Annotated in this window: 10 protein-coding genes; 7 read left to right on the forward strand and 3 right to left on the reverse strand. The window is 72.5% G+C overall.

Annotated features, from left to right (window positions below; all coding sequences use genetic code 11):
* Positions 1-44: 44 nt before the first annotated feature.
* Entirely contained in the window at positions 45-1469 is a 1425-nt protein-coding gene (locus ABZW17_RS00510) for a short-chain fatty acyl-CoA regulator family protein (RefSeq protein WP_354808176.1), read from the reverse strand.
* Between the two features lie 228 nt (positions 1470-1697).
* Between ABZW17_RS00510 and aceA the strand changes: the two genes are divergently transcribed.
* Both aceA and aceB read left to right on the forward strand, forming a co-directional pair.
* Complete coding sequence (gene aceA, locus ABZW17_RS00515) at positions 1698-2978, forward strand: isocitrate lyase (RefSeq protein WP_354808177.1); 1281 nt, start codon at positions 1698-1700, stop codon at positions 2976-2978.
* 89 nt (positions 2979-3067) lie between these two features.
* The gene (aceB, locus tag ABZW17_RS00520; protein WP_354808178.1) at positions 3068-4675 is read left to right on the forward strand and encodes a malate synthase A; all 1608 of its coding nucleotides are present in this window, start codon (positions 3068-3070) and stop codon (positions 4673-4675) included.
* Between the two features lie 848 nt (positions 4676-5523).
* On the opposite strand, the gene ABZW17_RS00525 is transcribed toward aceB, so the two are convergent.
* The gene (locus ABZW17_RS00525; protein WP_354808179.1) at positions 5524-8403 is read right to left on the reverse strand and encodes a S8 family serine peptidase; all 2880 of its coding nucleotides are present in this window, start codon (positions 8401-8403) and stop codon (positions 5524-5526) included.
* Between the two features lie 140 nt (positions 8404-8543).
* Between ABZW17_RS00525 and ABZW17_RS00530 the strand changes: the two genes are divergently transcribed.
* Together ABZW17_RS00530 and ABZW17_RS00535 are read left to right on the forward strand one after the other, a co-directional pair.
* Positions 8544-9035, forward strand: a complete 492-nt coding sequence (locus ABZW17_RS00530) for a SigE family RNA polymerase sigma factor (RefSeq protein ID WP_354808180.1) — start codon at positions 8544-8546, stop codon at positions 9033-9035.
* Between the two features lie 10 nt (positions 9036-9045).
* The gene (locus ABZW17_RS00535) at positions 9046-9903 is read left to right on the forward strand and encodes a hypothetical protein (RefSeq protein WP_354808181.1); all 858 of its coding nucleotides are present in this window, start codon (positions 9046-9048) and stop codon (positions 9901-9903) included.
* Here ABZW17_RS00535 and ABZW17_RS00540 read toward each other — a convergent pair.
* Positions 9894-10427 (reverse strand): helix-turn-helix domain-containing protein, encoded by a 534-nt coding sequence (locus ABZW17_RS00540; RefSeq protein ID WP_354808182.1) that lies wholly within the window; start codon positions 10425-10427, stop codon positions 9894-9896. The two genes, ABZW17_RS00535 and ABZW17_RS00540, sit on opposite strands and share 10 nt — an antisense overlap.
* 90 nt (positions 10428-10517) lie before the next feature.
* Here ABZW17_RS00540 and ABZW17_RS00545 point away from each other — a divergent pair, with 90 nt between their 5' ends.
* The 3 genes from ABZW17_RS00545 to ABZW17_RS00555 all read left to right on the forward strand — a co-directional run bounded on the left by ABZW17_RS00545 (position 10518) and on the right by ABZW17_RS00555 (position 12061).
* The gene (locus ABZW17_RS00545; protein ID WP_354808183.1) at positions 10518-10976 is read left to right on the forward strand and encodes a nuclear transport factor 2 family protein; all 459 of its coding nucleotides are present in this window, start codon (positions 10518-10520) and stop codon (positions 10974-10976) included.
* 56 nt (positions 10977-11032) lie between these two features.
* Positions 11033-11812: a class I SAM-dependent methyltransferase gene (locus tag ABZW17_RS00550; RefSeq protein WP_354808184.1), complete on the forward strand. Its 780-nt coding sequence runs from the start codon at positions 11033-11035 to the stop codon at positions 11810-11812.
* Positions 11813-11932: 120 nt separating this feature from the next.
* Positions 11933-12061 (forward strand): hypothetical protein, encoded by a 129-nt coding sequence (locus tag ABZW17_RS00555; protein ID WP_354808185.1) that lies wholly within the window; start codon positions 11933-11935, stop codon positions 12059-12061.
* The last annotated feature ends 3 nt before the right edge of the window (positions 12062-12064 follow it).

Below are 12064 nucleotides of genomic sequence, written 5' to 3' on the forward strand. Positions count from 1 at the left end.
CTCGTGACGTCGCCGGGGCCCGCCGCCTCGTTACCCGGCGTGGATCAGCCCTTCGGCACCGCCGGGTAGGGGACGAAGGTGCTGGTGTTCTCGTCGACGGTGAGCTGCTTGCCGATCGTCGGGAAGGCGCGCTGCGAGCAGGCCGGGCGTTCGCAGACTTTGCAGCCCATCCCGATCGGCGTCGCCGCGGCCGGTTCGTCCAGGTCCAGGCCCGTCGAATAGATCAGGCGCCCGGCGTGGCGCAGTTCGCAGCCGAGGCCGACGGTGAACGTCTTGCCCGGGCTGCCGTAGCCGCCGATGTTGCGCGAGATCGTGCGCGCGATCCAGAAGTAGCTCTTGCCGTCGGGCAGGGTCGCGATCTGGGTGAGGATCTTGCCCGGCTGGGTGAACGCCTCGTAGATGTTCCACAGCGGACACGCGCCGCCGACGCGGGAGAAGTGGAAGCCGGCCGCGGACTGCCGCTTCGACATGTTCCCGGCCCGGTCGACCCGCACGAACGAGAACGGCACCCCGCGCTGCTTCGGCCGTTGCAGCGTCGACAGCCGGTGGCAGACCGTCTCGAAGCCGACGCCGTAGTGGTCGCACAGCCGCTCGATGTCGTAGCGGAACCGCTCGGCCGCGGCCAGGAACGGTCCGTAGGGGAGGATCAGCGCCCCGGCGAAGTAGTTCGCCAGGCCGACCCGGGCCAGCGACCGGGCGGCCGGGCCGGAGAACGCCCACGAATCGGCCAGCTCGGTGATCAGGTCGTCGTACTCGAGCAGCGCGATCTGCGAAGCCATCCGGAACGCCTGTTGCCCGACCCGCAGGCTCGGCGCCAGCCGCAGCACCCGCGTCACCGGCTCGTAGCGGTGCTGCTCGCCGGCGGCTTCGTCGATGCCTTCGCTGGTGACCTCGACGCCGTAGCGCTGCCACAGCCGTTCCTTCAGCGCGCCGAGCACCTGCCCGCGCTGCAGCGGGATGTCCGCGGCCATCTTCTCGGCGCGTTCGTCGAGCTCGGCGACGTAGTTCTCGCGCTCGTAGAAGAAGTCGCGGACCTCCTCGTGCGGCAGCGGCGCGGCGGCGCTGCCGTGCAGGCCGAGGCCGTTTTCCACGGTCAGCGCGGCGGTGTTCTCGACGGCGTTGCGGTAGCTGCGGTGCAGCTTGACCAGCGCCTGCGCGATCGCCGGCAGGTTGGTGGCCAGCTCGTTGAGCTCGCTCGTGGTCACGTCGATGCCCAAAGCCTCGTCGAGCAGGGCTTCCTTGACGTCGGCGACCAGGCGCGAGGTGTCGTTGTTGGCGAAGAACTCGGTGTCGACGCCGAACGCCTGGGTGATCCGCAGCAGCACCGGCACGGTCAGCGGGCGCGAGTTGTGCTCGATCTGGTTGAGGTAACTCGGTGAGATCTCCAGCACACGGGCGAGGTCGGCCTGGCTCATCGCCCGGCTTTCGCGGAGGTGGCGCAACCGCGCGCCGGCGAAAGTCTTCTCCATCAACGCCCTCTTTCCCGGAAGGTTTCCGGCCCTGAACGGTTACGTGAACGGTCAAGAACGCGGATTTTCGTTCAGTTGCGAACCGGGCGATTCGCAACCTTTGCAAAGAGCGTACGTACCCTTCGCACAAATTGGCAAATTGGCCAACTGGACCACGTTTTCGCTGGCGTGTCAGGGTCGTGGCAAGCAAGGCGAGCAATCGCAAACTTCGCAACACCGGGAGTACCGATGACGGAACAGGCCAAGCAGGCGGCCGCGGAGCTGGCGGCGCAGTGGGCGAACGACCCCCGCTGGGCGGGCGTGCAGCGCTCCTACTCGGCTGAGGACGTCGTCAAGCTGCGCGGCAGCGTCGTCGAAGAGCACACCCTGGCCCGCCGCGGCGCGGAGAAGCTGTGGGACCTGCTGCACACCGAGGACTACATCCACGCGCTGGGCGCGCTCACCGGCAACCAGGCCGTCCAGCAGGTCCGCGCGGGCCTGCAGGCGATCTACCTGTCCGGCTGGCAGGTCGCGGCCGACGCCAACCTGTCCGGCCAGACCTACCCGGACCAGAGCCTCTACCCGGCCAACTCGGTGCCGGCCGTGGTCCGCCGCATCAACAACGCGCTGGGCCGCGCCGACCAGATCACCTGGGCCGAGGGAAACACGGACATCGACTGGTTCGCCCCGATCGTCGCCGACGCCGAGGCGGGCTTCGGTGGCCCGCTCAACGCGTTCGAGCTGATGAAGGGCATGATCGCGGCCGGTGCCGCGGGCGTGCACTGGGAAGACCAGCTCGCGTCCGAGAAGAAGTGCGGCCACCTCGGCGGCAAGGTGCTGATCCCGACCAAGCAGCACGAGCGCACCCTGAACGCCGCCCGCCTCGCGGCCGACGTGCTGAACGTGCCGACGCTGGTCGTCGCCCGCACCGACGCCCAGGCCGCGACGCTGCTGACCAGCGACGTCGACGAGCGCGACCAGCAGTTCCTGACCGGCGGCCGCACCGCCGAGGGCTTCTACGAGGTCCGCAACGGCATCGAGCCGTGCATCGAGCGCGGCCTGGCCTACAGCCAGTACGCCGACCTGCTCTGGATGGAGACGTCCGAGCCGGACCTCGAGGTGGCCCGCAAGTACGCCGAGGCGATCAAGGCGAAGTTCCCGGACCAGATGCTGGCCTACAACTGCTCGCCGTCGTTCAACTGGAAGAAGCACCTGGACGACGCGACGATCGCGAAGTTCCAGCGCGAGCTCGGCCACATGGGCTACAAGTTCCAGTTCATCACCCTGGCCGGCTTCCACGCCCTGAACTACTCGATGTTCGACCTGGCGCACGGCTACGCCCGCGAGGGCATGACCGCCTACGTCGACCTGCAGGAGCGCGAGTTCGCTTCGGAGAGCCGTGGCTACACCGCGACCAAGCACCAGCGCGAGGTCGGCACCGGCTACTTCGACAACGTCGCGACGGCGCTGAACCCGGAGAGCTCGACCACCGCGCTCAAGGGCTCCACCGAAGAAGCCCAGTTCCACTGATCCCGGCCGCGGCCCGGCGGCGGCAACCCCCTCCGCCGCCGGGCCGCGTCCTTCCCCCTTCTTCCCTGCACAGCTCGTGGAGGCACCCCATGGTTGATCGGCTGAACTACCGCATCGAGGTCACCGGGCCGGTCGAGGGCCGGTTCGCGGAAATCCTGACCCCGGCGGCACTCGACTTCCTGGCCAAGCTGGACAACACGTTCGCCGGCCGCCGGCGCGAGCTGCTCGCCGCCCGCCGGGTGCGGCGCGAGGAACTGCAGTCGGGGGAGAAGCCGCTGGGCTTCCTGCCCGGGACCCACCGGGTCCGCGACGACGAGTCGTGGCACGTCGCCCCGACCGCGCCGGGCCTGGAGGACCGCCGCGTCGAGATCACCGGCCCGACCGACCGCAAGATGACGGTCAACGCGCTGAACTCCGGCGCCAAGGTCTGGCTGGCGGACTTCGAGGACGCGACGTCGCCGACGTGGCACAACGTCATCGACGGCCAGCTCAACCTCTTCGACGCCATCCGCCGCAACATCGACTTCACCACCGAGGCCGGCAAGCGCTACACGATCGGCGACGACCCCGCGACGATCGTCGCGCGCCCGCGCGGCTGGCACCTGGTGGAGAAGCACATCCGCATCGACGGCCGTCCGGTGTCGGCGAGCCTGGTCGACTTCGGCCTCTACTTCTTCCACAACGCGCGCCAGCTGCTGGCCCGCGGTGTCGGCCCGTACTTCTACCTGCCGAAGCTGGAGAACCACCTCGAAGCGCGGCTGTGGAACGACGTCTTCCTGATGGCCCAGCGCGAGCTCGGTGTCCCGCGCGGCACGATCCGCGCCACCGTGCTGATCGAGACGATCACCGCCGCGTTCGAGATGGACGAGATCCTCTACGAGCTGCGCGAGCACGCGGCGGGCCTGAACGCCGGCCGCTGGGACTACATCTTCAGCCTGATCAAGAACTTCGCCGCGCACGGCGCCGACTTCGTGCTGCCGGACCGCGCGCAGGTCACCATGACCGTGCCGTTCATGCGCGCCTACACCGAACTGCTCGTGCGCACCTGCCACCGGCGCGGCGCGCACGCCATCGGCGGCATGGCCGCGTTCATCCCGAGCCGCGACCCCGAGATCAACGCGACCGCGATCGAGAAGGTCCGTGCGGACAAGGAACGCGAGGCCGGCGACGGTTTCGACGGCTCCTGGGTCGCGCACCCCGGCCTGGTCCCGGTCTGCCGCGAGGTCTTCGACGGCGTGCTCGGCGGCTGGCCGAACCAGCTCGGCAAGCTGCGCGAGGACGTCGACGTCACCGCCGAGGACCTGCTGGACGTGGCCAGCGCCGGCGGCGAGGTCACCGAGGCGGGCGTGCGCGCGAACATCAACGTGGCGCTGCGGTACGTCGACGCGTGGCTGCGCGGCACCGGCGCGGCGGCGATCCACAACCTGATGGAGGACGCGGCCACCGCCGAAATCGCGCGGTGCCAGATCTGGCAGTGGATCCGCAACGGCACCAAGCTCGAGGACGGCACGGCGCTGACCCGCGAGCTGGCGGTCGAGTTCCTGGACGACGAGCTGGCGTCGGTGCGCGCGGACCTGGGGCCGGACAACCGGCTCGGCGACGCCTACGAGATCTTCACCGAGACCGCGCTGGGGGAGAAGCTGCCGAGCTTCCTCACCACGGGTGCCTACGCGCGGTACCTCACGGACGCCCGGTAGCAGGGCCCCGGTCTCCCCTACCTGACGAGGGGAGGCCGGATTCCACACCGATGGGATGGTGTGGGTCCGGACCGGTCCGGTGACGGCGGCTCCCCGTCACCGGACCGGTTCGTTTCCGCGTCAGGAGGTCGCGTAGGCCCGGGTCACCGTCTGCTGCACGGTGTTCCCGTCGTCGTCCGACGCCTTCGCCCGCAGGGAGACGAACCCGCTCGCCGGGTTGCGCACCACGACGGTCCAGTGGTCGCCGGTCCGCACGGTGGGCGCGGGCTGCCAGCTGCGTCCGTCGTCGGTGGACGTCTCGACGGCGAGCGTGCTGCCGGTCCCGCCGCCCTGTCGTTCGACGTAGGCCGGGAAGGTGACGACGCAGCCGCCCGGCGCGCGGTTGCGGAGGTCGACCGCCGGGTCGAACCGGACGGTGAGCAGCGGCAGCGCCCGGCCGTCCGCGGCGGCCGACGAGCGGAAGCCCCACTCCGCCGCCACGTCCGTCCACAGTGGCCACCACGCGGTGTGCCGGTGGACGTCCGCGGCGAGCCGGTACGCGCCGTCGGCGGCCGGCACCGGAACCGTGGCCAGGCCCGGCCCGTCCGGTGCCACGGGGATCGCGACCCCGTCCTTCGAGAGGCTCATCGAACCGGTGTCCCCGGCGCCCGGCTGGGCGGTGCGCGGCCGCCCGGCGGCGTCGCCGAACAACGGCAGCCACATGTCGAAGACGCCGTCCTTGCGCCACGCCCACGGCCGCGGCTCCTCACCGGAGCGGGTGACGGTCAGCCCGCGCAACGACGGGCCGGCCACGGCCTTGTTCCAGGCGAGCCGGTACCGGCGGCCCGCGGCGACGTCGAGCTGCTCGCTCAGGTCGCCGAGCAAGCCGGCGGTCCACACGGTGTCCCACCGGCCCGGTGAGTAGTACTCGGTGCGTTCGTGCTGGTCAGGGGCGGCTTCGGTGTAGCCGTAGCCGACCAGCCGGCCGAAGAACTCGCGCCCGGCGACGTAGCGGACGTCCGCGGGAACGCCGTCGTGGTAGGCGGTCCGGACCTCGGCGAGGTCGCGGGTTTTCGGCCGCTGCACGCGGGCGGCCGTGACCGCCCGCTCGACGCCGTCGCCGAGTTCGTAGCGGAAGTCCGGCGACGGACGGCTGACCACCGTCGCCGTGCCGCCGGTCTTCGCCAGCTCCGCCAGCCGCCGGCCGTCACCGACACGCCGCTCCAGATCGTCGGCATGGTGAGCGCCGGGGCCCCGCCGCCGAGCACCGTGGTCGCGGCCGCGTCGCCGGCCAGGGAGACCAGGCCGAGCTTCGCCCCGGCGTGCTCGACGTTCGCGAGCCGCTGGTACGTCTCCGTGAACGACGTCCCCAGCGGCAGCCGGATGACGACGAGCTTGCCGCGGGCGTCGATCCCGGCCAGGTCCGCCGGGGTCCCGGCCCCGCCGGACACCACCGGCAGCGTGCTGCGGCCGGCCGGTGCGGGCGGGGTCAGCCAGGTGCCCCGGACCGCGAACGGCGTCCCGTCGTCCGCGGTCAGCTCCAGGTCCGGTTCGGTGGCCCGGCGCTGCTGGCTGAAGGCGAAGGCGGCCGACGACGTTCCCGGCACCGTCGCGGCGAAGGCATCGTGGAAGCGCGGGTCGAGGTCCGTGCCGTCCGCGAACACGCAGGAGCAGGCGGTGATCCGGCTCAGCCGCTCGATGCCGTGCGTGCCGCCGCGCGCCGCGGGGTTGTCCGGCTCGAGCGATACCGGCTTGCCGTCGCGCGCGTCGAGGGTCTGCGTGACGTCGTGGTCGAGCAGCAGCTCCGGCTGGCTGATGAAGCTGTACGACGGTTCCCGGCCCGGCCGCGGCGTCTCGATGACGCCGTTGACGACGTACCGGCCGCGCGGCAGCCGGTAGGTGCCCGGCTCGGCGTCGGTGACCGCGCCGGTGTCGAGGTCGAAGATCGCCACCGGCGCGTACCCGGTCGGCGCCCACGGATGGCCGTCGCGGTCGGCCAGGCCGACGGTGAGGTCGTACATCTCGCCCTCCTGCCGGACCGACAACGCGGTCCGGGTGCGCACGCCGTCGCCGTGCGCGGTGAGGATGCCGGCGTGGGTGCCCGGCGTGCCGTCCTGGGCGGTGAAGGTGAGTTCCACGGCGGTGCTGCCACCCGCGGGCACCGTCACGTTCGGCGGAAAGGTGACCAGGTCGCCGAGGTCGCTCGCGAGCGACAGTGTCACCGGCGCGGCGCCCGAGTTGTACCAGGTGACCGTCGCCTTCTTGGCCGTCCCGCGGTTGGGCCAGGGGAGGTACGCCGAAACGGCGCCGGTCGCGGTGACCGCCGTGGTCGTCGCGCGGGCGACGTCGACGCGGCCGGTGCCGACCGCGGCCGGCCCCGCGTCGACGGGGGTGGCGCTGCTGGTCAGCGCGGCCTTGAGCCGCTCGGCGGGCCAGTCAGGGTGCTGCTGGGCGAGGATCGCGGCCGAACCCGCGACGTGCGGCGTCGCCATCGACGTGCCGCTGAGTGTCTGGTAGCCGTCGCCGACGGGCTCGCCGAGGGGCGGGATCCCGGCCGGCCGCGCCGCGGTGATCGACTCGCCCGGCGCCGCGACGTCCGGCTTGGCCGCGCCGTCGCCGGGCCGCGGACCACGGCTGGAGAACGGGCTCAGAACGTCCTTTTTGGACACGCTGGCCACGGCGAGCGCGGCGTCGGCCGCGGCCGGGCTCTCGACGGATTCGTCCTGGCCGGAGTTGCCCGCGGCGACGACGAACAGCGTGCCGTACTGGCGGGACAGGCTGTTCACGGCCTCGGACACCGGATCGGTCCCGTCCGACGGCCCGCCACCGAGGCTCAGGTTGACGACGCGGGCGTGCGCCTCGGTGACGGCCCACTGCAGGCCGGCCAGCACGGCGTCGAACGTGCCCTGGCCGGAGTCGTCGAGAACCTTGCCGACGGCCAGGGTCGCGTCCGGCGCCACGCCCCGGTACCTGCCGCCGGACGCCGCGCCGGAGCCGGCGATCGTCGAGGCCACGTGCGTGCCGTGCCCCTGGGCGTCCTCGACGCTGCCCTTGCCGGTGAAGTCCCGGCTCGGGCCCACGCGGCCGGCGAAGTCCGGGTGGGCGGTGGCGATGCCGGTGTCGAGCACCGCGACGGCCACGCCCCGGCCGGTCAGGCCCGCCTGCCACGCCGCGGGCGCGCCGATCTGCGGCACGCTCTCGTCGAGGCTCGCGTGCACCTTCGCGTTCAGCCACACCTTCGCCCCGCCCGCGGCGAGCGTGGCGGGTGCCGTGGCGAGCCGGTTCCAGAACGCCGCCGCGTCGGACTTGGGCTCGTCGAGGGCGCTGTAGCCCAGCGCGCCCGGCCGGGTGGCCACGCCGGTCCGGGCCGCGACCGCCGGGCCCGCCTGCCGGACCAGCAGCGGCACGTGCGGCGTGCGGGCGTCGTCGTAACCCTGGCGCAGCAGGCCGGTGACGTTGAACAGCTGCTCGTCGAGCCGCCCGGCGCGGACCAGCCCGGCGGCGTCGCCGGGCACGACGTAGCTGTCGCCGTGCCGGGTGTACTGCCGGAAGGGCACCGGGCGGTCGCGGCGGGCGGGCAGCACCCGCACGTCGCCGCCACCGACCAGCACCTGGTCGCCGGTGACCAGCGTGATCCGGCTCGGCGCGTCCGGTGTCCGGCCGGGTGCCGGGGCCGCCGCGGCGGTGGGTGCGGTCAGCACGCCCGCGGCCAGGGTCACCGCGACGGCCGCGGTGATCGGTTTTCTCATGGAATGGTTCCTCCCAGTCGGTCCCCCGGTCCGTGGAACGGGTCCGCGCGGCGGCGGGTTGCCGCGGATTCCGATCTCCGGGCAACCCGGGGCGCCGCCCACCCCGTTCGACAGGTGTGGGGGCACGGAGGAGGAACCTGGTGAAACGGCCGGAAGAAGCGGGGTACCGCGACTACGTCACGACCCGGATGGACGTCATGCGCCGCACGGCGTACCTCCTGTGCCGGGACTGGCACCTCGCCGACGACCTGGTGTCGATCACCATCGGCAAGCTGTACCGGCACTGGCCGCGGGCCCGGCAGGTCGAGCACCTCGACGCCTACGTGCGCCGGATCCTGGTGCGGACTTGGCTGGACGAGAAGGCGCGGGCGTGGCGGCGCGAAGAGCCGGCGGAGACGCTGCCGGAGCCGCCGGTGCTGCCGTCCGACGACGTCGTGGAACGGATCGGCCTGCTGGAACTGCTCGACGCGCTGCCGCCGCGGCGCCGGGCCGCGGTGGTGCTGCGCTACTACTGCGACCTTTCGATCGAAGAGACGGCCGAGATCCTCGAGTGCTCGGCCGGGACCGTGAAGAGCCAGACCGCGCGCGGGCTCGAGTCGCTGCGCGCGCTCGTCGCCGCGAGCCGGAACTGACGGAGGGACCATGAGCAAGGACCAGTTCGACGCGGCGATCGGTGTCGTCCCGCCGTCCACAGTGGACATCGAGGCGGTGCTGCACCGCGAACACCGCCGGGCGCGCGTGCGCCGCGTGGCGAACCCGTGGACCGCGGCGGGCGCGTGCGTCGCGGCGGTGGCCGCCGGCGCGGTGCTCGTCCTCACCCCGGGCGATCCCGCACCGGCCGTGGTGACGCCCGCCGCGGCCCCGCCGCCTTCGCCGGCCGATGCCTGCAAGGACGCCCCGCGGCCGACCACTCCGCCGCTGCGGGAGAAGGCGTCGGTGGTGGCGGGCCGGTTGACGACGGTGCTCACCGACGCCGTCCGGCAGCGCGTCGCCGCGGGGACGACGCTGGGCGTCCACACGATGGGCCAGTACCCCAAGGGCACCCAGCACGGGCCGCTGGCCTTCTTCCACGTCTTCTCCGCGTTCGTGTCGCACGAAGGCGGCGAGTGCAGCGGCGGCGAGGACTACTTCATGGCCGCGGCCTCGACGACGGAAAAGGCGCACCGGGGCAACGTCTGGGCCATCGTCACCCGGCTCGGCGGCAACGCCGGCCCCGCGGCCGAATGCGTCCCGGCGCCCCAGGACACGCAGGGGACGTGCGACCGCCGGACCGGCCCCCACGGCGAAACGATCGTCGAGGAGGTGTTGACCATGCCGGGCGGCCCGACGGTCAACCGGGTGAACGTCACCAAGCCCGATGGCACCGGCATCATCGTCGAGGCCCAGAACACGGCCCGGGACGCGAAGCTGGGTGACGCGCCGGACATGCCGGCACCGCCGTTGAGCCTGGCCCAGCTGGCGGAGGTCGGCCTCGACCCGGGGCTGACGCTCTACCCCTGAGCGGCCAGCAGCACCTTCGCGGCTTCGCGAGCCGTGTCCGCTTCGCCCGGGTCGCCGGTGATCGCGGCGAGTACGGTCGCGCCTTCGACGAGGGCGAAGAGCTGGTCGGCCGTGTCCCGCCCGGGCAGGAGGCTGCGCAGGTAGGCCCGGACCTCGTCCTTGTGCTTGCGGATGGCGGCGGCGATGCCCGGCGCGGGCTCGCCGAACTCGCCGAAGGAGTTGATGAACGCGCAGCCGCGGAAGCCCGGCTCGGCGAACCAGTTCTTCAGCCACGCGAAGACGGCCAGGGGGTCGTCGCCGCGGGCGTGGACGAATTCGCGCAACGAGCCGCGCCAGCGTTCGTCGCGGCGGAGCAGGTACGCCTCGACCAGGTCGTTCTTCGCCGGGAAGCACTGGTAGAGCCGCTTGAGCGAGACGCCGGAGCGTTCGCGGACGGCGTCCATCCCGACCGCCTGCACGCCGTGGGCGTAGAAGAGGTCTTCGGCGGCCTCCAGCAGCCGCCCGGTCGCCTCCGTGGAATCCATGTCACCTGCCCCTGGCGCTGAGAATGAACGTTCTCTAGTCTAGCGGCAGCCTTGGAGAACGCACGTTCTCCGCCGTGGAAGGAGCCCGTCATGACCCCGCGCCCGCCGTTCCCGCCGTTCGACGAAGACACCGCCCGCCAGAAGGTCCAGGCCGCCGAGGACGCGTGGAACACCCGCGATCCCGAGCGGGTGTCGCTGGCGTACACGGCGGATTCGGTGTGGCGCAACCGCGACCGGTACGTCGTCGGGCGCGCGCAGATCGTCGGGTTCCTGACCGAAAAGTGGACGCGCGAGCTGGACTACGCGCTGCGCAAGGAACTGTGGGGGTTCCGCGGCAACCGCATCGGCGTCCGGTTCCAGTACGAGTCGCGCACCTCCGGCGGCCAGTGGTTCCGCAGCTACGGCAACGAGCTGTGGGAGTTCAGCGACGAGGGCCTGATGCGCCGGCGCGAAGCGAGCATCAACGACGTCCCGATCGCGGAAACCGACCGCCGCATCTTCGGCCCGCGGCCGGAATCGGACCACGGCGTCCTGCTGCCGGTCTTCTGAGTCCGCTCTCGGCGGAACGGTCCCTGGCCGTCCTCGGGCGTGGTCATGCTGCGGTCATGACGACATCGGGGTTCGGCGGGGAAGTGAGCGAGTACTACCAGCGGTTCCGCCGCGGCTACCCGCCCGAGGTGGCGGACGCGCTGGCCGCGGCGTTCGCCCTGACCCGCGACGACGTCGTCCTCGACCTCGGCTGCGGCACCGGCCAGCTCACCCGCGTCCTGGCGCCCCGGGCCGGCGCGGTCCTCGGCATGGACCCGGAACCGGCGATGCTCGCCCAGGCCCGGCGGGCGACGGCCGAGTCGAACGTCACCTGGCTGCTCGGCGAGGACTCCGACGTCGGCGCGCTGACGCCGCTGCTCGGTCGGGGCCGGCTGGCCGCGGTGTCGGTGGCGCAGGCGTTGCACTGGATGGACCACGAGCGGCTCTTCGCGGCGGTCCGCCCGCTGCTGCGGCCCGGCGGCGGGATCGCGGTGGTGACCAACGGCGAGCCGCTGTGGCTGCAGGACACGGCGTGGTCGGCGGCGCTGCGGGAGGTCGTGTCGGCCTACCTCGGGACCCCGGTGCACCGGACGTGCGGCACGGACGACGCGAGCCAGCAGCGGTACGCGGCGGCCCTGGCGGCCGCCGGGTACGCCGTGACCTCGGCGGTCGTCGAGTACTCCGCGCCGCTGAGCGTCGAGGAGATCACCGGTGGCGTTTTTTCGGCGATGAGCCCGGAGCAGCTGCCCGGCCCGGACGCGAGGCCGGCGTTCACCGAGCGCGTCCGGGAGGCGGTGGCCCCGCACGGACCGTTGCGGGAACGCGTCCGGGTCCGGCTGCTGACCGGAACCCGGTGAACCGGACACGGAAGGCGAATACGTACCGGCCCGTGGTGTTCCGCTTATTGTTTCCCGGCGGCGCGGCGCGGATGCTCGCTGCGAGGCGCCGATCGCGCCGCCGTCCCCCGAGGAGTCCCCATGACCAGCCGGTTGAGAGCTGCCGTCGCCACCCTCTTCGTCGTGCTTTCGCTCGCCTTCGTCGTCGACGCGACCACGGCCACGCCCACCGCGGCGCGCCCGGACTGCATGCGGCCCTGCCGGTTCTGAAAC

Origin of the sequence: Amycolatopsis sp. NPDC004625 (assembly GCF_040609695.1) — a bacterium.
GTDB lineage: Bacteria > Actinomycetota > Actinomycetes > Mycobacteriales > Pseudonocardiaceae > Amycolatopsis.